Source organism: Haloferax sp. Q22 (genome assembly GCF_001482285.1).
Lineage (GTDB): Archaea > Halobacteriota > Halobacteria > Halobacteriales > Haloferacaceae > Haloferax.
Map to the genome: position 1 here is coordinate 56,596 of NZ_LOEP01000029.1, position 20,060 is coordinate 76,655.

Genomic DNA, 20,060 nt, shown 5'->3' on the forward strand with positions numbered 1-20,060 from the left:
GGGGCCCTCACTCCTCGTCGGCGAGGAAGTCGGGTTCGGGGCGCTTTTCGTCGTATTCGCTCTGGAGGTGGTCGCGGAACGCCTCGACGCTCACGTCCTTCGCCTCTCGCTCCTTGCGGTCGCGGACGGAGATGGTTCCGTCTTCTTCCTCGTCGCCGCCGACGATGACCATGTACGGGACGCGGTCGGTCTGAGCCTCGCGAATCTTCCGGCCGAGCGTCCACGAGCGGTCCTCGATGTCGACGCGGAAGTCGCCGAGTTCGTACTGGAGCTTCTTCGCGTACCCCATCTGGTCGTCCGAGATGGGCAGGATGCGGACCTGCTCGGGCGCGAGCCAGAACGGGAACTTGCCGTTGAAGTGCTCGATGAGGACCATGAAGAAGCGCTCGTAGCTGCCGTAGAGCGCGCGGTGAATCATCACCGGCTGGTGGTCCTCGTTGTCCTCGCCCGTGTAGGTGAGGTCGAAGCGGTCGGGCATGTTGAAGTCGAGTTGGACCGTCGGGCCGTCCCACTTGCGACCGAGGGCGTCCTTGAACGCGAAGTCGATTTTCGGCCCGTAGAACGCGCCGTCGCCGGCCTCGATGCCGTAGTCGATGCCGCTGTCGTCGAGCACCGCTCGGAGTTGCGTCTCCGCCTGCTCCCAGATTTCGTCGCTGCCGACGGACTTCTCGGGGCGCGTCGCGAGCGCGACTTCGGCGTCCAGCCCGAACGTGTCGAACACCGTCAGGATGTTGTCGATGATGAGGTTGATCTCGTCTTCGATCTGGTCGGGGCGGACGAACAGGTGGCCGTCGTCGATGGTAAAGGACCAGACACGCGAGAGGCCCGACAGCTCGCCGCGCTGTTCCTTCCGGTAGACCTTCCCGTCCTCGAAGTAGCGCACCGGCAGGTCGCGGTAGGACCACGACTGCTGGTCGAAGATGGTCGCGTGACCGGGGCAGTTCATCGGCTTCAGGCCGTACTCCTCGTCGTTCACGTCGAGGAGGAACATGTCGTCCACGTAGTTCTCGTAGTGGCCCGACTTCTTCCACAGTTCCGTCCGGAACAGGTGGGGCGTCTCGACGGGGTCGTAGCCCGCGTCGAGGTTGAGCTGTTTCGCGTAGTCCGCGAGCTCGTCGAGGATGCGCTTGCCGTTGGGCTGGTACAGCGGCAGGCCCGGTCCCGTCGTCTCGTCGATGGCGAACAGGTTCAGCTCCTGTCCGAGCTTCCGGTGGTCGCGCTCCTTGGCCTCCTCGCGCATGTCGAGGAACTCTTCGAGGTCGGACTCGGACTCGAACGCCGTGCCGTACACCCGCGTCAGCGTGTCGTTTTCCTCGTCGCCGCGCCAGTAGGCCGCGGAGATGTTCAGGAGCTTGACCGCGCCGATTTCGCCCGTCGATTCGACGTGCGGGCCCTTACAGAGGTCCTCGAACTCGCCCTGCTGGTAGAACGAGAGCTCGTCGTCGCCGGCGGCCTCGTCTTCGAGGATGTCGCGCTTGTAGGGGTTGTCGGCGTACTTTTCGAGGGCCTCTTCGCGGTCGACGAGGACGCGCTCGATGTCGAGGTCCTCCTCGATGATGTCGCGCATCTCGTCTTCGATGGCTTCGAGGTCCTCCTGTTCGAGGTCGACGCTCGTCACGTCGTAGTAGAAGCCGTCGTCCGTCCACGGGCCGATGGTTAGCTTGGCCTCGGGGTGGAGCCGCTGGAGGGCCTGCGCGAAGACGTGGGCCGCCGAGTGACGGAGCACGTCCAGATACTCGTCGGACTGGTCGGTGACGATGACGAGGTCCGCGCCGTCGTGGAGCGGCGTCTCCTTGTCCACGAGCTCGCCATCGACGACGCCGGCGACGGTGTCCTTGCCGAGGCCGGGGCCAATTGCGAACGCGGCGTCTCGCACCGTCGCACCCTCCTCGACGGAGAGTTCCGTCCCGTCGGGGAGGATGACAGCGATATCACTCATACGCGCACGGAACGGACGGGGGAGAATAAGTGTTGTTGAGACGGGCGCGAGCAACGCCCGCTCGCGGCCGGTTTCGTGCGATTTGCTAGCACAACTGCGGCGGCGGGCGGCGTGAGTCGAACCCCGTCCCCACGCTCGGGGTCTCAGCGACGGCCCGCTGTTTCGACCCAAAGTACCAATTGGGTCGCCCGCGGACCCTGTGGGTATGCGACTTTCTCGACAGAGCGGGGTGTTCATGCACGTCACCTCGGTCCCGGGGCCCCACGGCATCGGCGACCTCGGCGACGGCGCGCGCGCCTTCGTGGACTTCCTCGCCGACGCCGAACAGTCGATGTGGCAGTTCTGCCCCCTCGGGCCGACCGAACCCGCCATGGCGAACTCGCCGTACCAATCGACCTCCTCGTTCGCGGGCAACCCGCTTCTCATCGACCTCACAGACCTCGTCGCGCGCGGCTGGCTCACCGACGACGACCTCGAACCTGTTCCCGACTTCGACCCCCACGCGGTCGACTACGAGCGCGTCGGCGAGTACAAGCGCTCGCGGCTCCGCGCCGCCTTCGACCGCTTCGAGGCCGAGGCCACCGAGGACGACCGCGCCGCCTTCGACGCTTTCCGCGAGCGCGAGGCCGGCTGGCTCGACGACTACGCGCTGTTCGCCGCCCTGAAAGACGAGTTCCAACGGGCGTGGATAGACTGGCCGACCGAGTTGAAGACCCGCGACCCCGACGCGCTCGCCGACGCCCGCGAGGCGCGCGCCGACGAGATCCGCTACCGCGAGTTCGTCCAGTTCTGCTTCGACGAGCAGTGGCGCGCCCTCGCCGACTACGCCGACGAGAAGGGCGTCACCCTCGTCGGCGACCTTCCCATCTACGTCGCGCTCGACAGCGCCGACGTGTGGGCCGCCCCGGAGGCGTTCGACCTCACCGAGTCGAACGAACCCGCCGTCGTCGCCGGCGTCCCGCCGAACCCGGACGACTCCGGCCAGCGCTGGGGCAACCCGCTGTACGACTGGGAGACGCTCCGCGAGGACGACTACGGCTGGTGGCTCGACCGCCTCCGCCGCCTGTTCGACCTCGTGGACGTGACCCGCATCGACCACTTCAAGGGCTTCGACGAGTTCTGGGCCATCGACGCCGACTCCGACGACCCCGGCGACGGCGAGTGGCGCGACGCCCCCGGTCACGACTTCTTCGAGACGGTCGAGCGCGAACTGGGCGACCTCCCCTTCATCGTCGAGGACCTCGGCTTCCTCGACGCGTCGCTCGTCGACCTCCGCGACCGGTTCGCCTTCCCCGGCATGCGCGTTCCGCAGTACGCCGACTGGTGCCGCGAGGGCGACATGTACCAGCCGATGCACTACCCGGAGAACTCCGTCGCCTACACCTCGACCCACGACACCGACACGTTCGTCGGCTACTACCGCGACCTCGACGACCGCACCCGCGACTGCCTCCACTACAACATCGGCGCGGACGGCTCGGAGATTCACTGGTCTATCATCGACGCCGTCTGGAACTCCGCGTCCGTCATCGCGTTCACGACGACGCAGGACCTCCTCGGCCTCGGCTCCGACGCCCGCTTCAACACCCCCGGCACGCAGACCGGTAACTGGGAGTGGCGCGTCACCCGCGAGGGCCTCGACGACGGCGTCGCCGACCGCCTCGCGAACCTCACCGACCTCCACATCCGCAACTGAGGCCGCCGCCGACCCTCGCCTCGGTTCGACTACACCTTTTTCAGTCGCCCACCCGACGGCAACGGTATGTCTCGCCGCCTCGGCCTCGGCGCGTTCGCCGCCGGGCTCATCGCCGCGGTTCTCTCGGCACTCGTCCGCGCGACGACCCCTCTCTCCGATTTCGACGTGCCCAACGCCGACCTGCTCCTCTCGAAGGGGCTGTCCGCCGCCGCGGTCGCGCTCGTCGCCTACGGCGTCTACCGGTTTCTCGCCGCGTTCTTCGTCAAGCGTATCGCCGACCGCCGCCGGGCACATGACGTTCGGAACGTCCTCCGACTCACGCTCGGCGGGGTCGCGCTCGTCGGCGTCCTCGGGGCGTTCACGGAGCAGTGGCTCGGCCTGTTGGTCTCGTTCGGCGTCATCGGCTTCGCCGTCACCTTCGCGCTCCAACAGCCGATTCTCTCCTTTATCGGCTGGTTCTACATCCTCGTGAAACGACCGTACGCGGTCGGCGACCGCGTCAACATCGGCTCGGTCTCCGGCGACGTGGCCGAGGTCGACTTCCTCGTCACGACGCTCTGGGAGACCGGCGGCACCCTCGCGTCGAACCAGCCGTCCGGTCGGACCGTCACCGTCCCGAACTCGCTCGTCCTCTCCTCTGAGGTCGTCAACTACGGCGCGCTGTTCGACCGCGTCTGGACGGAGGTGCCGGTGCAGGTGTCCTACGAGACGGACCTCCCGTTCGTCCGCCAACTCCTCTTGGACGTGGCCGACGAGGAACTCGGCGACGACATGGACGCCGCGATGAAACGCTACCGGGCCAGGCTCGCCGAGTCGCCGCTGGACCTCGACGTGGCCGGCGGCCCGACCGTCAACGTCGCACAGGAGGAGTCGTGGGTCGTCTTCCGACTCCGCGTGCTCGTCCCTCCGACCCGCGCCCAGCGCGTCAAAAACCGGCTGTACGAGCGCATCCTCGACCGACTGGGCGACCACCCCGACCGCGTCAGCTTCCCGGTGAGCCGCAACCGCTGAGCGCGACGCGGGCCGACGTTGCGCGCCTCGTTTGTCGCCGTCCCGCTCGTCACCGCCTCGTCTCGTCCGCCGGCATCGAAACCCGCAAATCCCCCGCGCCCAACGTCGAAGCGATGGAGACGGGTGTCATCGACCTCGCGAGCCTCGACGGAGCGTTCGACCTCCAATCGACGCTGGAGAGCGGCCAGTCGTACCTCTGGGATCGCCCCGACGGCCGGATGTACGAGCGCGATGCGGCCTACGGCGGCGACGCGTGGTACCAGACGGTCGTCCCGCCGCTCGACGGCGTCTCCGACGAGTCCGCCATCGTCAGGGTCCGCCAGACCGACGGCGCGCTGGAGTGGGAATCCAACCTCGACGCCGTCCCGCTTCTCACCCACCTGCTCCGCCTCGACGACGACCTCGACGCCATCGTCTCGGAGATGCCCGACGAACCGCTCGTCCGGCGGGCCTACGAGGCGTACCCGGGGATGCGGCTCGTCCGTGACCCGCCGTTCGGCTGTCTCGTCTCGTTCATCTGCTCGGCGCAGATGCGCGTCTCCCGAATCTTCGGGATGCAGTCGCGGCTCAGAGAGACCTACGGCGAGCGCGTCGAGTTCGACGGCGAGACGTACTTCGCGTACCCGACGCCCGAGCGTCTGGCCGAGGCCACCGAAGACGAACTCCGCGACCTCAGCCTCGGCTACCGCGCGCCCTACGTCCAGCGGACGGCCGAGATGGTCGCCACGGGCGAGGCGACGCCCGACGAGGCCCGCGGCCGCGACTACGAGGACGCCCGCGACTTCCTGACGACGTTCGTCGGCGTCGGCGACAAGGTCGCGGACTGCGTCCTCTTGTTCTCGCTCGACTACCTCGAAGCCGTCCCGCTCGATACGTGGATTCGGTCGGCCATCGAGGAACACTACCCCGACTGCGACCGGGGGAACTACGCCGACACCTCGCGGGCCATCCGCGAGCGCCTCGGGGGTCGCTACGCCGGCTACACCCAGACGTACGTCTTTCACTACCTCCGTTCCGGCGGGGAATGAGCGGGCACGAGACGGCGTGGCAAGAAGGTTGATACCCTTCGGCACACAACCTCATCGTAACCATGGACTGCAGAGTCGTCGTCGAGGCCGCGGTCCCGGTGTACGACGTGGAAACCGTAGACGAGGCGATTCGCATCGCCATCTCGAAGACCGGAGAGATGCTCAATCCCGACCTGAAGTACGTCGAGATTAGCATGGGTACCCGCGCCTCGCCCGAGGGCGAGGAACTCCCCCCCGCGTTCATCGCCGCGGACGAAGCGCTCGTCGCCCTCGAACTGGAGATGACCGTCTTCAACGTCGAACAGGAGGAACACGCCTCGCGCATCGCCCGCAAGGAGATCGGTCAACGCCTCGAAAACATCCCGCTGAAGGTGCTGTCGGTCGAACGGGTCGACGACGACTCGGTCGAGACGGACGGCGAGGGTGACACCCGTACCGAGACCGGCGCTTCCGACGACGACACGCTCGTCGACTTCGACGACCTCGTCGACGACCGCTGAGGCCGTCGTCGCGCCTTGCGTCGTCGCATCTCGTTGTCGCGTCGCCTGGTCCCGCCCGACCGCTGTTGTTGCTTCTACTCGCGCGTGGAACTCATCCAATTCCAAGTAGCTCGGCACAGCGGTCACTCGGGAGTGTCGTCGCGCGAGAGAACGGCGCGGTCGCTCTCGGGTGTAGGGTCGTGTAGAGGAGAACGCGTTTCTTTTCTCGGTTCAGTCGGCTTGCGGTGCGAGCGGCTCTGGTTCGGCCTCGTGCATCGCTCCGGTGATACCTTTCGCCAGTTTAAACACGGCTGCTTTGTGGTCCGTCTTGGACTTGTGGATGGATGTCGGTCGTACGCCGAGTTCGTTGTACTCGACAAGACTGATTTCCTCGTCCTCCCAGGCCTCAATCTGGGTGTGGACTTCTGCGAGCAGACCGTGCAGGTGGATGAGTTCCTGCTTCTTCATGAGCAACCACGGCTTGAGACCGGAGGGATATAGTATTATCTTGAGTCACGTTAGCATCCGACTCCCTTAAACCGCCGATTATGGGGGTCTCAGGGGAAATTTCGTGTCCGACTGTTTTCAATTCGTTTGTTGTTTCGCCCCCTCGATAGCGAGCATCGGCGGAATCTCACGAGTGGTTTATATAGCTATGTAGGGCGCGCGCCGAGCGCCGGTCGCGCGCGCCGGGGGTCGTGAGAATTTTACCCCGGCGTGCGCGTACTGTCGCGCATGGACTACGACGACCAACTGGACCGCGCGCTCTCGGAGTCACCGGACGTCGCGGAAGGCGACGACCGCTTCAGCGTCCCGGAACCAACGGTCCGCCAGGAGGGGAACGTCACGGTCTACGAGAACTTCGCGGCGACCCACGACCGCCTCGCACGCGAGGCGGCGCACGTTCTGAAGTTCTTCCAGACGGAGTTGGGGACGAGCGCCCAAATCGACGACAGAAGTCGCGCGCGCTTCACCGGCGAGTTCCGCCAGCGCCGCATCGCCGACGCGCTCGACGAGTACGTCGAGTCGTTCGTGCTGTGTAGCGAGTGCGGGTCCCCGGACACGAAACTCGTCACCGAACAGGGTGCCGAGGTGTTGAAGTGCGACGCATGCGGCGCGCTCTCGGCGATTCCCGACATCTAAAAAGCAAACGTCCCGCGAGGCCGCTCCGTACCGGAGGCGGTTCCTCTCTCACTCCTCGCTACTCGAACTGTTTGAGCGTCTGGAGGTCGCGCTCCGTCCGCATGAACTCGGCCGTGCGCCGCGTCGCACCGCATCCCTGACACGAGTAGTTGTCGCGGTGAGCGGGGAGGTCGGTCGGATTCGTCTCCCAGTCCTTTCCACATTCGGGGCACAAGAGCCGGACGAACGCTTCAACCATACCCCGTATATGCTCCGGGGATGCGGATAAATGTTGTTACGGTCTGGCACGGCCGAGAAAAAGTGCGGGCCACCGGGGCCACCGAGCCCACCGAGCGCTTACGCGAACAGGGTACCGTCTTGGACTTCGAGCAGCTCCTTGTAGCGGTTGCGGATGGTGACCTCGGAGATATCCGCGACCGTCGAGACCTCGCTTTGGGTCACCTTCTCGTTGGTGAGGAGGGCGGCGGCGTAGACGGCGGCGGCGGCGAGGCCGACCGGCGACTTGCCGGAGTGGATACCCGTCTCCTTCGCGTCGCGGAGGAGCTGGCGGGCCTGCCGCTCGGCCTCGTCGGAGAGGCCGAGTTCGCTGGCGAACCGCGGGACGTACTGCTCGGGGTCGGCGGGCTTGATTTCGAGCTTCAGCTCGCGAACGACATAGCGGTACGTCCGGGTGAGCTCCATCTTATCGACGCGCGAGACCTTCTCCAGTTCGTCGAGCGAACGGGGAGTGCCCGCCATCCGGGCCGACGCGTACAGCGCCGCGGTGGCGACGCCCTCGATGGAACGGCCGGGGAGCAGGTCGTCGTTGAGCGCGCGGCGGTAGATGACCGAGGCGGTCTCACGGACGTTCTCCGGGAGGCCGAGGGCCGAGGCCATGCGGTCGATTTCGCCGAGTGCCTGCTTGAGGTTGCGCTCCTTGGAGTCGCGGGTGCGGAACCGCTCGTTCCACGTGCGGAGCCGCTGCATCTGCTCGCGCTGGCGCGGCGAGAGGGACTTGCCGTAGGCGTCTTTGTTCTGCCAGCCGATGTTGGTCGACAGTCCCTTGTCGTGCATCATCTTGGTCGTCGGCGCGCCGACGCGGGACTTGTTGTCGCGCTCGGCGGAGTCGAACGCGCGCCACTCGGGGCCGCGGTCGACCACGACGTCCTCGACCACGAGGCCGCATTCCTCGCAAATCGTCTCGCCGTGCTCCTCGTCGGTGACGAGGTTGCCGCTACACTCGGGGCACACCTGCGCTTCGTCCTGCTGTTTTTCGTCTCGCTCGGACTCGCGGGGACGGACGTCCCTGGCCTTTGCGTCGGTACTGTAGGTTCGGGTGGTTATTGTGTCGCTCATGGGGTGGTGGAAGGCGCGGATACGTCTCGGCCGGGAAGACCACAGAAGACGAAAGAATAATCCGGCTTGGACTGGCCTTACCATCAGTAAGTCCGAAAAGCATATAAACTTTTCGCCGAGGTCGTGTGGGTCAATCGCACGATGTGGGCGCTTTGTCGTCATCGAACCGACGCGAACCGAAACAAGAGATGATTAATCGGGGAGTATATCTCTTTCGTCGCTCAGAGCCAACTCTCCCGGCGGAAGTAGACGAGTAGGACAACGGAGACGAGCGCCATCCCGAGCATCGTCGCCGGGTAGCCGTAGGCCCACCCGAGTTCGGGCATGTTGAACGCCGACGCGCCGGGGTCGAAGTTCATGCCGAAGATGCCGACGACGAGCGTGAGCGGGAGGATGATGGTCGCGACGACAGTGAGCGTCTTCATCACCTCGTTCGTCGACTGCGAGAGGGTGTTAAGGTAGATATCTCGCGCGCCGCGCGCGAGGTCGCGGTACGTCTCCGTGAGGTCGACCAACTCGACGAGGTGGTCGTACACGTCGCGGTAGTACTTCTCCGTCGTCTCGCGGACGTAGTCGGGGTCACCCCGGGAGAGCACCCCGATGGCCTCGCGCGTCGGCCACACGGTCTTTCGGAACGACAGCAGGTCGCGTCGAACGGCGTTCAGCCCTTCGAGCACCTCCGGGTCGGGCCCCTCGAAGATGCTGTCCTCGATGAGTTCGATCTCCTCGCCGACCTCGTCCAACAGCCCGAAGTACTCGTCGACGATGCGGTCGATGACGCGGTAGGCCACGAAGTCCGGTCCGAACCGGAGCATCCGCGGTTCCTCCCGCACGATGGCGTTCCACACGTAGTTTATCGGCTCTAACTCCCGGCGCGTCAGCGTCACGAGCCAGTCGTCGCCGAAGCAGAGTCCCACGGGTCTGGTCTGGACCTCCTCTTCGAACACCTGCTCGCCGGCGCGGAGCGTCGCCATTCGGACGACGACGAACGTGTACTCGTCGTACTCCTCGGCCTTCGGTCGGGCGTCGTTCCGAACGTCCTCGACCGAAAGCGGGTGGATGCCGAACGCCTCGGCGACGCGCTCGAAATCTTCCGCGGCGGTCGCGCGAACCCACGTGGTCCCCTCGGCGTCGCGCGCCGCGTCCAGCGCGGTCTCCTCGTAGGCCGATGCGCCGTCGTCGCGGTAGACGAGCGCTGAAATCACCGCACGTCACCTCCGATGGCCCAGAGCGTGATGCCGACCATGACGGCCGTCACCGAGAACGCCCGCCCCGGATAGGAGACGAGCACCCCGACGCCGTAGCCGACGACGCCGAGCGTCGTCACCGCGATACCTGCGGTCCGCACACGAGTCATGGAATCACCGACCCGCGGCGACGAGAAAAAGGCTCCCCCGAAGCGGCTTACGCTTCAGACGGATGTTCGACCGAGCGAATCAGTTCGAGAACGTTCTCCTCTTCACCGTCGAGCTGTTGGGGGTATAGCCCGATTGCGATGACGAAGTCCTCGTTGTGCTGGACCTTCGTCACGTGGACGTACACGTCGACTTCTTGGCCGCCGAATCGCGCGGTGGCGCTGTACTTCGTGACGTTGGTGGTCTGCCCGAGCATCTGGACGTTGCGAGAGCTGACGGGGTCAACGTCGCTGAGGCCCTGATACTGGTTGTCGACGAGGCGGATGAGGTCGTCGTTCGAGTAGTCGCCGATGGGGTTTCGGGGCTGGCCGGCCACCTCGACCGCGGGCGTCGAGATGACGCTGAACGAGCCGAGCTTGGCCTCGCCGAAGAAGCCGAGGTCCAGCGACTTCTCGTACGTCGTGATATGGTTGCTGGCGGCGATTTTACGCTCCTGTCCGCCGAACGAGAGCGTGCGGTTCACCGCGAACGTCTCGGTCCCGTTCGTCTCGTAGCCGGCGTTCTCGGCGACCGTCGCGTCCGCCGTGGCCGGTTGTGACTCGAACGTCAGCGTCTCCTCGCCCGTCAGAAAGCCAATACAGCCGCTCGTGAGTACGAGCGCGACGAGCGCGAGCACCGCGACTACGCGTCTGGAAGTCATTACCCCGACGTTTCCACCCTCCGGGCATAAGTTCGGTGGTCGGACGGCTCCCGCCGCTGGCCGGTCCCCCGGATCGCTCCGCGGCGCTCGCTCAGTCGCCGAGGTTCCGCGACTCGTTTTCGCGGCGAATCACGCGGCCGCTGTAGAAGTAGTAGGCGGGCGCGACGAACGGGAGCGCGAACGCCGCGCCGAACCAGAGGTGTCGCGACGCGCCCCAGTCGATGCCCTGTCCGCGGAGCGACTTGATGTCGGCGCGGATGAGGCCCGCGTAGAAGACGTGGGTGACGAGGTACACCGCGAACGCCGGTTCCGGCCCGATATACAGCGAGACCCCGGTAAACATGACGAATCCGATGGCGTAGATGACTGGAAGTACCCCGCGGTAGCGGCCGCGCGCCGGGCGCTGTTTCTGCTGCCGCTCGCGCTCGACCGCCGTCCCGCGGCGGTACTCGTCGGTGCTCATGTCGCTACGGTGTGCCTCGCGGGGAAAAAGTGGTTCGCTCAGCCGAGGTACTTGACCTCGACCTCGTGCGGGCCGTCGTCCGTCGGGAGCGCCACCGCGTCGCGGAGGTGGTCGCGGACCGCCGAGCGCCACGCTCGAACCGCCTCCGTGTGGCGTTCGTGGTGCGCTTCGACCTCGTACGGCTCCGGTCGAGTCTCGTCGGGTTCGGGATACGCGGGGGCGTCGTCGGCGACGAAGATCCGCGGGTCGAGATGCATCGGCTCGGGGTCGGCGTAGTCCGAGGCTTCGCCTCCTGTGCGGTGAATTCGAGCCCGCATCCGCCCGTAGAACGGCGGGGTGACGCGGAGGACGACGGGGTCGTCGCCCCGGCGGTTCGCCTCGAGGGCGGTCACGAGGTCGTCGGTCGTGACTGCGAGCGAGCGGACGGCGCTCGGGTCGGACGACCCGCGCGCGTCGTTCAATCTCCGGCGCGCCGGCGACTCGTCACCGACGTGGGCCGAAGCTCACCGCTGCACTCGGGGCAGGTCGAACGGTACGACGCGGCGCTCACGGTCGTTTGACACTCACGACAGACGTACGAAGCGCGTTCCATCGAACATTCGTACGGAACATGGTGTGTTAAAACTTACCACGGAAATGCCGCGGAGCGCCGAACCGCGCCCGCGGGTCCGTGTCCTTTTACCCGAACGGGGCGCAATCCGCCAGTATGACAGACGCATGGTTCGCCGGCGCGGACCCCGACGACCCCGAATCCGGGGCGACGCGAGTCCGAACGGGCCGCGCCTCCGCCCCCGCTGACTGGCCGGCCGAGGCCGTCAATACCGGGTTCGCCGCCGACGACACCGACTACTACGCCAAGCTTCGCTCGGCGACGCTCGCCGCCGCCAGCGAGGCCGTCGCGGAGCGCGAGCGCGCCGACGACGTGCAACTCGCCCACGCCGTGCGCGCGATGGACGACGCCGAACGGACCGCGAACGAACTCGCCGAGCGGGTCGTCGAGTGGGCCGGCACGCTCTACGAGGACGTCCCGCGCGGCCTCGACGGGGTCCGCGATATCGCCGCCCGCGACCCGAAGACCGCCGCCGAAGAGCGCGTCGTCTCCTACGCCACCCGCGCGGTGGACCTGCTCGACGAGCGCGACGACCTCCGGGCGTTCATCGAAGAGCGCGCGCCCACGACCGCGCCGAACCTCGCCGAGATGGCCGGGCCCGTCCTCGCGGCGCGACTCATCGCGCTGGCCGGCGGCCTCGAAAGCCTCGCCAAGAAGCCGAGCGGAACGGTCCAAGTGCTCGGGGCCGAAGACGCCCTGTTCGCGCACCTGAAGGGTCGCGCCACGTCGCCCAAACACGGCGTCATCTTCACCCACGAGTACGTCCGCGGGACGCGCCAGCAGGACCGCGGGTCGGCCGCCCGCGCGCTCGCCGGGAAGCTCTCTATCGCCGCGCGCATCGACCACTACTCGGGCGACTACCGGCCGGACCTGCACGCCGAACTCGCCGACCGGATGGCGACGATTCGCGCCCGCGCCGACGAGGAGGACGACGAATGAGCGACGATAGCTCCGCGGGCGACGCCGATGTCGACCTTCCCGAAGGCGTCGAGCGCCGGACGTTCGGCGGCCGACAGCGCCTCTCGACGCGAGGCGCGCAGGTCTACGGCGAACCCGTCGACGCCGACGGTTGGCGCGCGTGGGACGCCGGGCGCTCGAAACTCGGCGCGATGCTCGAACTCGGCATGGACACGGGTCTCGTCGGTGGCGAGTCGGTCCTCTATCTCGGAGCCGCCTCGGGAACGACCGTCTCGCACGTCGCCGACTTCGCCGGGCCGACCTACGCCGTGGAGTTCGCGCCGCGCCCCGTCCGCGACCTCGTCGGCGTCGCTGAGGACCGCGACAATCTCTTTCCGCTCTTGAAGGACGCGCGCGACCCGGAATCCTACGCGCACGTGGTCGAAGCCGGCATCGATTGCCTCGTCATGGACGTGGCGACCCGCGGGCAGGCGACCGTCGCCGTCCGCAACCGACAGTTCCTCGCAGACGACGGCCGGCTCCTGATGGCCGTCAAGGCGCGGAGCGAGGACGTGACCGCCGAGCCGGACGACGTGTTCGACGACGTGGTCGCCGAACTCGAACCGGCCTACGAAATCCTCGACACAGCCCGCCTCGACCGCTTCCACGCGGATCACCTCGGTATCGTCGCCCGCCCGAAGTAGGTTGGCGGCGGCGTCACCGTCATCGCTCCGTCTGACGACTGCTCCGAGAGACCTGATTTTCGGTCGTCACTATCGCCCGATTCGCTTGCCCGCGGTCGTACGACGCGTTCGCCGGCTCCCACGGTGTTTTTAATTCGGCGCAACTTACGCCGTTGCGATGGAACTAGGGTCGGCGGACGCCTTCGACCGAATGGGGACGCTCGGCGTCGAAGAGGAATTCTATATCGTCGATGCCGACGGCCGCCCCACCTCGGGTATCGACGACTTAGTCTACGGATCGGAGCCTCCGGAACCGCTCGCCGGACGGCTCGACCACGAGTTGTTCAAGTTCACTATCGAGACGCAGACGCCGCTCATCGAGGACCCCGACGAGGCCGGCGCGGCCGTCGAGTCGGTCCGCGAGGCGCTCGTCGACCACGCCGCTGACCACGGCTACCGCATCGCCGCGGCCGGGCTCCACCCCGCCGCCAAGTGGCGCGAACTCGACCACGCGACGAAGCCCCGGTATCAGGCGCAGCTCGACCGGATTCAGTACCCACAACACCGGAACACGACCGCCGGCCTCCACGTCCACGTCGGCGTCGACGACGCGGACAAGGCCGTCTGGGTCGCCAACGAACTCCGCTGGTACCTCGCGCCCCTGCTCGCGCTCTCCGCGAACTCCCCCTTCTGGAACGGCTTCGACACCGGCCTCGCCTCCGCCCGCGCCAAGGTGTTCGAGAACCTCCCGAACACCGGCATGCCGACCGCCTTCGACGACTTCGAGGACTTCCAGCGCTTCGAGCGCCGGATGGTCGAGTACGGCTCGATAGACGACCGGGGCGAACTCTGGTACGATGTGCGCCCCCACACGGGCCACGGGACGGTCGAAATCCGCACCCCCGACGCCCAGACCGACCCCGAACGCGTCGCCGATTTCGTCGAGTACGTCCACGCGCTCGTGTTGGACCTCGCCGACCGCTACGAGTCCGGCGAGTCGGGAACGACAGTCCGCCGGGAACTCCTCGACGAGAACAAGTGGCGCGCGACCCGCTACGGGCGAGACACCGACTTCATCGCTCCCGATTCCGAGGGCGTCGTGAGCCTCGAATCGTTCGTCGAACGCGAGTCCGACCGCCTCGGCGTCGACGGCCTCCGGTCGCTCCTCGGCGCCGAATCCGGTACCGCCATCCAGCGACGAATCCACGAGGAATCCGGGCTCGACGCCCTGTGCGAACACTTGACGCTGGACTGAGTCGCACGCCGACGACCGACAGGAAACATTTTTTAGCGCCCCAGTTTTGACCTTTGCCGTAGCACAAATGTCTGCGGACCAGAGCACAGAGGGGAGCGCGGAGTCGACGGACGAAGACCACTCGGGCGGCGCGGCCGACTGCGCCGTCTCCGAGTTCGACGACGGGTTGGTGGACCTGCTCGCGTGGATTCTCGACACCGAGACGCGCGCGCGAATCTACGTCTACCTCCGACAGCACCCCCACTCGACGAGCGAGGAAGTCGCCGAGGGGACCGGCCTCTACCCCAGCACGGTTCGGGAGGCGCTGGCCGAACTCACCGACGACGAGACGGTCGAGCGCCGCAAGCGGAAGAGTTCCGGCGCGGGCAACAACCCCTACGAGTACGTCGCAATCGCGCCGAGCGACCTCGTGAAGGGCGTCTCCGGACAGGTACAAGAGCAGTTGAACGCCGTGTTCAACCTCGACCGACACCTCGGAACCGACCGCACCGACGAGACCGAACCGGTCACGATTACGGTCCGCGAGGAGTAGCTCCGCAATCTCCCGGCTTCTGCGGCGACTCACCTCGTTTCGGTAGCCCCTCGCTCGCCGCGGATGCTGGTCCGTTAGGCTAACCCGACCCGCTTAAGTCGCGCCGCATCCACCGCGAGAGTATGCACGTCGCGCTGGGCGGGACGTTCGACCCTGTCCACGATGGACACCTCGCGCTGTTCGAGCGGGCGTTCGAGTTGGGTGACGTCACGGTCGGACTCACGAGCGACGAACTCGCGCCGAAGACGCGACACGTCGACCGCTACGTCCGGCCCTTCGACGACCGCAAGGCCGACCTCGAAGCCGAACTCCGACCGCTCGCCGAGGAGTACGACCGCGAGTTCGAGGTCCGCGAACTCGACAAACCGACCGGCATCGCGACCGAGGAAGGCTTCGATGTCCTCATCGTCTCACCCGAGACGCGGGGCGGCGGCGAGCGCGTCAACGAAATTCGCGAAGAGAAAGGCCTCAACCCCCTCCGTATCGAGGTTGTCGAGCACATCCCCGCCGAAGACGGCGAGCGTATCTCCTCGACCCGTATCGTCTCCGGAGAGATAGACCGCCACGGCAACCTCACGCCCGACCGCGAGGGTCGCGGCCGGACGCCCCCGAGCGACGAATAGTTTTCACGTTCACGGTCGTATCGCCGTCCATGCGACACCCGTTGTTCGCCAGTTTCGCCGTCGGCGTCGTCGCCGCCGTGCTCGTCGGCATCGCCGTCACCGAACTGGCCGCTCGGTGGATTTTCTTCTCGCTGTTCGTCGGTATTCCGGCCGGTATCGTCGCCGGCGTCCTCGCCGTTGCGGTGACCTACGCGGTCTTGACTCGCCGGATGGCACCGTCGAACTCCCCAGAGTGAGTGCCTCCCAACTACCAACTCGGCGGTCGGAAGCCGGCCTCTCGGAGGAGGTCCTTCCAGCGCTGTTGGATGCTGAGCCGTGACACGTCCATCGACTCGGCGACGGCGGTCTGCGAGCGCTCCTCGCCGGCGATGAGCGCGCCGGCGTAGAGGCTGGCGGCGGCGACGGCCTGCTTCGAGCGGTCCTCGTCGGGCAACTGCGTGAGAAACATGTCCGAGGCGTACGAGCGGGCCTCGCTGCCGAGTTCGAGGCCGTCGGCGGCGGCGTCGATGCGGGACAGCCACTCCTGATTGTCTCGCTGGTCTCGGGCGCTGTACATGGTCGTCGTTGCGGCCGCGGGAGCATAATCCCCGCGGCGGTCCCTCGTGACGTTTATATATCGTTGCGGGAAATGTCAGGCCGAAGGGCGAGCGTCGCCCGATTGCGCGCGGGTAGCCAAGTGGCCAAAGGCGCAGCGCTTAGGACGCTGTGGTGTAGACCTTCGCAGGTTCGAACCCTGTCCCGCGCATACCGTCTCGAACACCGTGAGAGACGTGTATGCAAGCCGAAGGGTTCGAATCAGGGAGCAACGCGGAGCGTTGCGACCGCGGTTCGAACCCTGTCCCGCGCGTTTCGCGTACTGGACAGTGTTATCCGTCTTCCGTGGCTGCGAACGTGACAACGAGGAATATCCACCCGATTGCCATGTAAACGACGAGTTCGAGTCGGAAATAGTCAGAGAGGCGAAAGGGACCCGGCGTAAACAGTGGGGTGTAAATCAGTGCCGAGAGGATGAGAGCGACTGCCGCGATAACAGCGAACCTCGCCGTAGTGTTCACGCCCGAGATACTGACAACTGTGCTATAAATTTGTCCCCGGTCGTATCCCGGAAGTCGACGTAGTATCTTGATTCTACGGACTCAGACCCATCTCCGGAGAATTCAAACAGAACCACCGGAACTTCACGTACTCCCACTTCAACTTCCAATCCACTCTTAAACACCCCGCATACGTTCGGAGGAAACCTTACCGTCGTGGTGTCTAATTCGCTGACGGATGTCTGCGCAGTCACTCTACGCTCGTATCGGCGGCCGCGAGGCCGTCGAAGCAGTTGTCTCGGACTTCTACGACCGCGTCCTCGCCGACGACTCGGTCGCGCACTACTTCGACGACATCGACATGGTCGAACAGCGCGCCCATCAGGTCAAGTTCATTAGCGCTGTCGCGGGCGGTCCCGTCGAGTACGACGGGGCCGACATGCGGGAAGCCCACGCCCACCTCGACCTCTCGGGCGAGGACTTCGACGCCATCGCCGAACACCTCGCGGCCGCGCTCGACGAAAACGGCGTCGCCCCGGAAGACGCCGATGCGATTCTCGACGAAGTCGCCGCGCTCAGAGCCCCGATTCTGGGGCAGTAGGTTCCGTTCGGCCCCCTTCTGGGAGAATCAGTCGCCGGTTTCGACCGGCCGAATCGCGCACGCCACGCGTCAGACGCGACACAACCCTTTTTCTCACCCGGTGTCTCTCTCCACCAATGGCGGCGTTATCCGAATTATTGGGCGACCTCGTGGCGGACGTCGATGGGCTGTTTCTGTTCACGCCGAGTCACTCCCACTACGAGCAGTTCGCCGAGACGGACGTTCCGACGGTGGTCATCGCGCCGGAGAACACGGTCGAAGCCGAGACGTTTGTGGAACTACCCCTCCAGTTCCAGAACGTCAAGGACCGCATCCGCTTCGGCGTCGAGGGCGCGATGGAACAGAGTATCGTCGAAGCGGGAGACACCATCGCCTGCAACGTCGGGGTCTTCGGCGGCGACCTCGACTCGCTGGTCCGCGTCCGCGTCGAGGAGAACATGCGGTCGGGCATCTACGACCTCTTTGCGAACTCCCGGGCTGACCCCGGCGTCATCCGCGACGTGTTCGAGGTGGCCATCGAACTGGGCAAGAAGGGCCAGAAGGGCGAACCCGTCGGCGCGCTGTTCATCGTCGGCGACGCGGGGAAGGTGATGAACAAGTCGCGGCCGCTTTCGTACAACCCCTTCGAGAAGTCCCACGTCTACGTCGGCGACCCCATCGTCAACGTGATGCTCAAGGAGTTCTCGCGGCTCGACGGCGCGTTCGTCATCTCCGATTCGGGGAAAATTGTCTCGGCGTACCGGTACCTCGAACCCTCCGCGGAGGGCGTCGACATCCCGAAGGGGCTGGGTGCGCGCCACATGGCCGGCGGCGCCATCACCCGCGACACCAACGCCACCGCCATCGTCCTCTCGGAGTCCGACGGACTCGTCCGGGCGTTCAAAGGCGGCAAGATGATTCTCGAAATCGACCCGGAGGCGTACTGAGATGCTGGGGCCCGTTTCGGCGTCCCTCATCCACTCGTCGGTCGGTCTCGCGTCAGCGTCCACAGCCGCATCCGCGTCCGCATCCGTGTCCGCGTCCGCCGTCCCGCTCCAGACAGTCGGCGGTGCCGTCAACGACATCGTCCGGATAGTCGGGCTCCGGTTTCTCGGCGTGCTCGCCATCCTCCTTCTCGGGTTGGTGCTCGCGTACGTCGCGGGGACGCTCGTCCATCGACTCCTCGTCAGTGTCGGCGTCCCCGAGGCCATCGAGGGAACCGCCTTCGAGCGGACCGCCCGCGATTTCGAGACATCGACGGTCGAAATCCTGTCGTGGCTGACGCGGTATTTCGTCCTCGGCATCAGCGTCTTCGCCGCTCTCTCGTTCGTCGGGGTCAACTACGCCGACCGCTTCTGGGGGCTCGTTATCGCCATCCTGCCGCAACTGTTCATCGCCATCTTGGTCCTCATCATCGGCGTCGTCGTCGGCGACAAGGTCGAACTCCTCGTCGCCGAGCGGTTCCGCGCGGTTAAACTCCCGCAGGTGAACGTCCTCCCGTCGCTCGCCAAATACACCGTCTTCTTCCTCGCCACGCTGGTCGCGCTCTCGCAGGTCGGCGTCGCCACACTCGCGCTCATCGTCCTCCTCGCGTCGTACATGCTGGGGCTCATCGTCCTCAGCGCTGTCGCGTTCCGCGACCTGCTTCGCTCGGGTGCGGCGGGAACGTACCTCCTTTTCACCCAACCGTACAGTATCGGCGACGAGATCGTCGTTGGCGAGGTCAGCGGCGTCGTTCAGGAGCTCGATATGTTCGTCACTCACGTCGAATCCGAGGACACTGAGTTCGTCATCCCGAACGCACGTGTCCTCGACAAGGGCGTCGGCCGTGTCCGGTAGATAAACAATCTCGACGACTGATGGTTCCGGAAATTTTGTCATACCGTTACCATAACAGTTTAGAAGTGGTCCGAAGATTGTCTCATATCGGCTCCCCCTGAAGACGATGACGGAGAACCTCCCCACCCTCGACGTTACTGCCCCCTCCACCCGAGCGTTTGAGGTTGCAGAGACGCTACTTCGAGGGTTTTACTTTCAGGATATGCGGGAGACGCACCTCCTCAACTGCGACTTCGACGCCGCGATGACCGCCGCGGAACGCGCGGTACATCATATGTCTGAGGCGTTCGTCGCCGAGTTCCCCGACGTCCCCGCCGAACGCGCTGAACGCGCCGGCGAACTGTTCATGCGCGCGCTCTTTCTCCAGGACGAAATCGAAAACCGAGACGACTTCGACGCCTGCTTCGAACACGATGTCCCCCCCGGAGCGTTCGTCTCGTCCGCTCCCGATGATTCCGAGTCGGACGCGATAAACGACGACCCGCGGTGGCGGGACGTTCGAGAACTCCTCGGCACCGTCTGTGACGAACTCGACATAAATGCGGAATACGCGACGCTCCACACCCGCTTTTGGCGACTCCACGGACAGGAGGTTGACGGCTGGGAGACCGTCGCTCGGCGGGCCCACCGCATCAAAGTCGCACGGATGGCCCCCTCGGCTGACAGCGAAACCGTCGATAACCTCGCGCGGTATTTCGTCGTCGGCGTCACTCGCCACGACGAGTGGGCCCGAGAGAGCCCCGAGCGCGATGTTTCTTCCGCAATCGACCTCGTCGCACACTATTACCAACGGCTGTTCGACCTCAGAGACGAGTAATAAACGGGACATAAACCGTATATAAACGAAACCCGATTGTG

At 65.9% G+C, this 20,060-nt stretch carries 27 protein-coding genes and 1 tRNA gene; 16 read left to right on the forward strand and 12 right to left on the reverse strand.

Annotated elements, in window-relative coordinates:
• Window positions 1-7: 7 nt before the first annotated feature.
• Window positions 8-1,939, reverse strand: a complete 1,932-nt coding sequence (thrS, locus tag AM590_RS12570) for a threonine--tRNA ligase (protein WP_058827778.1) — start codon at window positions 1,937-1,939, stop codon at window positions 8-10.
• Between the two features lie 205 nt (window positions 1,940-2,144).
• Between thrS and malQ the strand changes: the two genes are divergently transcribed.
• The 4 genes from malQ (at window position 2,145) to AM590_RS12590 (ending at window position 6,174) form a co-directional block, all read left to right on the forward strand.
• Window positions 2,145-3,635, forward strand: a complete 1,491-nt coding sequence (malQ, locus tag AM590_RS12575) for a 4-alpha-glucanotransferase (protein WP_058827779.1) — start codon at window positions 2,145-2,147, stop codon at window positions 3,633-3,635.
• 66 nt (window positions 3,636-3,701) lie between these two features.
• Entirely contained in the window at window positions 3,702-4,646 is a 945-nt protein-coding gene (locus AM590_RS12580; protein ID WP_058827780.1) for a mechanosensitive ion channel family protein, read from the forward strand.
• A 113-nt stretch (window positions 4,647-4,759) separates the two neighbouring features.
• On the forward strand, window positions 4,760-5,674 hold the full coding sequence (locus AM590_RS12585; protein ID WP_058827781.1) for a DNA-3-methyladenine glycosylase: 915 nt from the start codon (window positions 4,760-4,762) through the stop codon (window positions 5,672-5,674).
• A gap of 62 nt (window positions 5,675-5,736) precedes the next feature.
• Window positions 5,737-6,174: a DUF555 domain-containing protein gene (locus AM590_RS12590; protein WP_058827782.1), complete on the forward strand. Its 438-nt coding sequence runs from the start codon at window positions 5,737-5,739 to the stop codon at window positions 6,172-6,174.
• Between the two features lie 210 nt (window positions 6,175-6,384).
• On the opposite strand, the gene AM590_RS12595 is transcribed toward AM590_RS12590, so the two are convergent.
• Window positions 6,385-6,621, reverse strand: coding sequence for a UPF0058 family protein (locus AM590_RS12595; RefSeq protein WP_008093660.1), 237 nt, complete (start codon window positions 6,619-6,621; stop codon window positions 6,385-6,387).
• A 267-nt stretch (window positions 6,622-6,888) separates the two neighbouring features.
• Between AM590_RS12595 and AM590_RS12600 the strand changes: the two genes are divergently transcribed.
• Complete coding sequence (locus AM590_RS12600; protein ID WP_058827783.1) at window positions 6,889-7,296, forward strand: translation initiation factor IF-2 subunit beta; 408 nt, start codon at window positions 6,889-6,891, stop codon at window positions 7,294-7,296.
• Window positions 7,297-7,354: 58 nt separating this feature from the next.
• On the opposite strand, the gene AM590_RS12605 is transcribed toward AM590_RS12600, so the two are convergent.
• The 8 genes from AM590_RS12605 to AM590_RS21435 all read right to left on the reverse strand — a co-directional run bounded on the left by AM590_RS12605 (window position 7,355) and on the right by AM590_RS21435 (window position 11,741).
• Window positions 7,355-7,534: a hypothetical protein gene (locus AM590_RS12605; RefSeq protein ID WP_004976607.1), complete on the reverse strand. Its 180-nt coding sequence runs from the start codon at window positions 7,532-7,534 to the stop codon at window positions 7,355-7,357.
• A gap of 98 nt (window positions 7,535-7,632) precedes the next feature.
• The gene (locus AM590_RS12610) at window positions 7,633-8,631 is read right to left on the reverse strand and encodes a transcription initiation factor IIB family protein (RefSeq protein WP_058827784.1); all 999 of its coding nucleotides are present in this window, start codon (window positions 8,629-8,631) and stop codon (window positions 7,633-7,635) included.
• 221 nt (window positions 8,632-8,852) lie between these two features.
• Window positions 8,853-9,836 (reverse strand): magnesium/cobalt transporter CorA, encoded by a 984-nt coding sequence (corA, locus tag AM590_RS12615; RefSeq protein ID WP_058827785.1) that lies wholly within the window; start codon window positions 9,834-9,836, stop codon window positions 8,853-8,855.
• Window positions 9,833-9,988, reverse strand: a complete 156-nt coding sequence (locus tag AM590_RS20885; protein WP_172795802.1) for a hypothetical protein — start codon at window positions 9,986-9,988, stop codon at window positions 9,833-9,835. The genes corA and AM590_RS20885 overlap by 4 nt, the downstream gene beginning before the upstream one ends.
• A 47-nt stretch (window positions 9,989-10,035) precedes the next feature.
• Window positions 10,036-10,662: a DUF6517 family protein gene (locus AM590_RS12620; protein WP_172795804.1), complete on the reverse strand. Its 627-nt coding sequence runs from the start codon at window positions 10,660-10,662 to the stop codon at window positions 10,036-10,038.
• Window positions 10,663-10,777: 115 nt separating this feature from the next.
• On the reverse strand, window positions 10,778-11,149 hold the full coding sequence (locus tag AM590_RS12625) for a hypothetical protein (RefSeq protein WP_058827787.1): 372 nt from the start codon (window positions 11,147-11,149) through the stop codon (window positions 10,778-10,780).
• A 38-nt stretch (window positions 11,150-11,187) separates the two neighbouring features.
• The gene (locus tag AM590_RS12630; RefSeq protein WP_058827788.1) at window positions 11,188-11,610 is read right to left on the reverse strand and encodes a hypothetical protein; all 423 of its coding nucleotides are present in this window, start codon (window positions 11,608-11,610) and stop codon (window positions 11,188-11,190) included.
• Window positions 11,607-11,741 carry a rubrerythrin-like domain-containing protein gene (locus AM590_RS21435; protein WP_115804898.1) on the reverse strand — a complete coding sequence of 45 codons (135 nt, stop codon included), beginning with the start codon at window positions 11,739-11,741 and terminating at the stop codon, window positions 11,607-11,609. Before AM590_RS21435 ends, AM590_RS12630 begins: the two co-directional genes overlap by 4 nt.
• A gap of 114 nt (window positions 11,742-11,855) precedes the next feature.
• Here AM590_RS21435 and AM590_RS12635 point away from each other — a divergent pair, with 114 nt between their 5' ends.
• The 6 genes from AM590_RS12635 to AM590_RS12660 all read left to right on the forward strand — a co-directional run bounded on the left by AM590_RS12635 (window position 11,856) and on the right by AM590_RS12660 (window position 15,985).
• Window positions 11,856-12,698: an NOP5/NOP56 family protein gene (locus AM590_RS12635; protein WP_058827789.1), complete on the forward strand. Its 843-nt coding sequence runs from the start codon at window positions 11,856-11,858 to the stop codon at window positions 12,696-12,698.
• Entirely contained in the window at window positions 12,695-13,360 is a 666-nt protein-coding gene (locus AM590_RS12640) for a fibrillarin-like rRNA/tRNA 2'-O-methyltransferase (RefSeq protein ID WP_058827790.1), read from the forward strand. The genes AM590_RS12635 and AM590_RS12640 overlap by 4 nt, the downstream gene beginning before the upstream one ends.
• Before the next feature lie 157 nt (window positions 13,361-13,517).
• Window positions 13,518-14,594: a glutamate--cysteine ligase gene (locus AM590_RS12645; protein ID WP_058827791.1), complete on the forward strand. Its 1,077-nt coding sequence runs from the start codon at window positions 13,518-13,520 to the stop codon at window positions 14,592-14,594.
• A gap of 67 nt (window positions 14,595-14,661) precedes the next feature.
• A complete protein-coding gene (locus tag AM590_RS12650) occupies window positions 14,662-15,126 on the forward strand; it encodes a winged helix-turn-helix domain-containing protein (protein ID WP_058827792.1) in 465 nt (154 codons plus the stop codon).
• Between the two features lie 122 nt (window positions 15,127-15,248).
• The gene (locus tag AM590_RS12655) at window positions 15,249-15,749 is read left to right on the forward strand and encodes a phosphopantetheine adenylyltransferase (RefSeq protein ID WP_058827793.1); all 501 of its coding nucleotides are present in this window, start codon (window positions 15,249-15,251) and stop codon (window positions 15,747-15,749) included.
• Between the two features lie 29 nt (window positions 15,750-15,778).
• Entirely contained in the window at window positions 15,779-15,985 is a 207-nt protein-coding gene (locus AM590_RS12660; protein WP_058827794.1) for a hypothetical protein, read from the forward strand.
• Between the two features lie 11 nt (window positions 15,986-15,996).
• Here the strand turns inward: AM590_RS12660 and AM590_RS12665 are convergent, their stop codons facing one another.
• A complete protein-coding gene (locus AM590_RS12665) occupies window positions 15,997-16,305 on the reverse strand; it encodes a cyclin (RefSeq protein ID WP_058827795.1) in 309 nt (102 codons plus the stop codon).
• 106 nt (window positions 16,306-16,411) lie between these two features.
• Here AM590_RS12665 and AM590_RS12670 point away from each other — a divergent pair.
• Window positions 16,412-16,494 (forward strand) — tRNA-Leu (locus tag AM590_RS12670).
• Window positions 16,495-16,615: 121 nt separating this feature from the next.
• Here the strand turns inward: AM590_RS12670 and AM590_RS21000 are convergent.
• Window positions 16,616-16,804 carry a hypothetical protein gene (locus AM590_RS21000; RefSeq protein WP_058827796.1) on the reverse strand — a complete coding sequence of 63 codons (189 nt, stop codon included), beginning with the start codon at window positions 16,802-16,804 and terminating at the stop codon, window positions 16,616-16,618.
• A 217-nt stretch (window positions 16,805-17,021) separates the two neighbouring features.
• Here AM590_RS21000 and AM590_RS12680 point away from each other — a divergent pair, with 217 nt between their 5' ends.
• The 4 genes from AM590_RS12680 to AM590_RS12695 all read left to right on the forward strand — a co-directional run bounded on the left by AM590_RS12680 (window position 17,022) and on the right by AM590_RS12695 (window position 20,019).
• The gene (locus AM590_RS12680; protein WP_058827797.1) at window positions 17,022-17,384 is read left to right on the forward strand and encodes a group 1 truncated hemoglobin; all 363 of its coding nucleotides are present in this window, start codon (window positions 17,022-17,024) and stop codon (window positions 17,382-17,384) included.
• Window positions 17,385-17,500: 116 nt separating this feature from the next.
• Window positions 17,501-18,310, forward strand: a complete 810-nt coding sequence (gene dacZ / locus AM590_RS12685) for a diadenylate cyclase (protein ID WP_008093643.1) — start codon at window positions 17,501-17,503, stop codon at window positions 18,308-18,310.
• 1 nt (window position 18,311) lies between these two features.
• Window positions 18,312-19,202 (forward strand): mechanosensitive ion channel family protein, encoded by an 891-nt coding sequence (locus tag AM590_RS12690; protein ID WP_058827798.1) that lies wholly within the window; start codon window positions 18,312-18,314, stop codon window positions 19,200-19,202.
• A 202-nt stretch (window positions 19,203-19,404) separates the two neighbouring features.
• Window positions 19,405-20,019: a hypothetical protein gene (locus AM590_RS12695; RefSeq protein WP_058827799.1), complete on the forward strand. Its 615-nt coding sequence runs from the start codon at window positions 19,405-19,407 to the stop codon at window positions 20,017-20,019.
• Window positions 20,020-20,060: the final 41 nt, after the last annotated feature.

Excerpts from the sequence above, each read along its gene's own strand:
- thrS (WP_058827778.1), bottom strand. The coding sequence starts at position 1,939 with ATGAGTGATATCGCTGTCATCCTCCCCGACGGGACGGAACTCTCCGTC.
- malQ (WP_058827779.1), top strand. The coding sequence starts at position 2,145 with ATGCGACTTTCTCGACAGAGCGGGGTGTTCATGCACGTCACCTCGGTC.
- AM590_RS12580 (WP_058827780.1), top strand. The coding sequence starts at position 3,702 with ATGTCTCGCCGCCTCGGCCTCGGCGCGTTCGCCGCCGGGCTCATCGCC.
- AM590_RS12585 (WP_058827781.1), top strand. The coding sequence starts at position 4,760 with ATGGAGACGGGTGTCATCGACCTCGCGAGCCTCGACGGAGCGTTCGAC.
- AM590_RS12590 (WP_058827782.1), top strand. The coding sequence starts at position 5,737 with ATGGACTGCAGAGTCGTCGTCGAGGCCGCGGTCCCGGTGTACGACGTG.
- AM590_RS12595 (WP_008093660.1), bottom strand. The coding sequence starts at position 6,621 with ATGAAGAAGCAGGAACTCATCCACCTGCACGGTCTGCTCGCAGAAGTC.
- AM590_RS12600 (WP_058827783.1), top strand. The coding sequence starts at position 6,889 with ATGGACTACGACGACCAACTGGACCGCGCGCTCTCGGAGTCACCGGAC.
- AM590_RS12605 (WP_004976607.1), bottom strand. The coding sequence starts at position 7,534 with ATGGTTGAAGCGTTCGTCCGGCTCTTGTGCCCCGAATGTGGAAAGGAC.
- AM590_RS12610 (WP_058827784.1), bottom strand. The coding sequence starts at position 8,631 with ATGAGCGACACAATAACCACCCGAACCTACAGTACCGACGCAAAGGCC.
- AM590_RS20885 (WP_172795802.1), bottom strand. The coding sequence starts at position 9,988 with ATGACTCGTGTGCGGACCGCAGGTATCGCGGTGACGACGCTCGGCGTC.
- AM590_RS12625 (WP_058827787.1), bottom strand. The coding sequence starts at position 11,149 with ATGAGCACCGACGAGTACCGCCGCGGGACGGCGGTCGAGCGCGAGCGG.
- AM590_RS21435 (WP_115804898.1), bottom strand. The coding sequence starts at position 11,741 with ATGGAACGCGCTTCGTACGTCTGTCGTGAGTGTCAAACGACCGTGAGC.
- AM590_RS12635 (WP_058827789.1), top strand. The coding sequence starts at position 11,856 with ATGACAGACGCATGGTTCGCCGGCGCGGACCCCGACGACCCCGAATCC.
- AM590_RS12640 (WP_058827790.1), top strand. The coding sequence starts at position 12,695 with ATGAGCGACGATAGCTCCGCGGGCGACGCCGATGTCGACCTTCCCGAA.
- AM590_RS12645 (WP_058827791.1), top strand. The coding sequence starts at position 13,518 with ATGGAACTAGGGTCGGCGGACGCCTTCGACCGAATGGGGACGCTCGGC.
- AM590_RS12650 (WP_058827792.1), top strand. The coding sequence starts at position 14,662 with ATGTCTGCGGACCAGAGCACAGAGGGGAGCGCGGAGTCGACGGACGAA.
- AM590_RS12655 (WP_058827793.1), top strand. The coding sequence starts at position 15,249 with ATGCACGTCGCGCTGGGCGGGACGTTCGACCCTGTCCACGATGGACAC.
- AM590_RS12660 (WP_058827794.1), top strand. The coding sequence starts at position 15,779 with ATGCGACACCCGTTGTTCGCCAGTTTCGCCGTCGGCGTCGTCGCCGCC.
- AM590_RS12665 (WP_058827795.1), bottom strand. The coding sequence starts at position 16,305 with ATGTACAGCGCCCGAGACCAGCGAGACAATCAGGAGTGGCTGTCCCGC.
- AM590_RS12680 (WP_058827797.1), top strand. The coding sequence starts at position 17,022 with ATGTCTGCGCAGTCACTCTACGCTCGTATCGGCGGCCGCGAGGCCGTC.
- dacZ (WP_008093643.1), top strand. The coding sequence starts at position 17,501 with ATGGCGGCGTTATCCGAATTATTGGGCGACCTCGTGGCGGACGTCGAT.
- AM590_RS12690 (WP_058827798.1), top strand. The coding sequence starts at position 18,312 with ATGCTGGGGCCCGTTTCGGCGTCCCTCATCCACTCGTCGGTCGGTCTC.
- AM590_RS12695 (WP_058827799.1), top strand. The coding sequence starts at position 19,405 with ATGCGGGAGACGCACCTCCTCAACTGCGACTTCGACGCCGCGATGACC.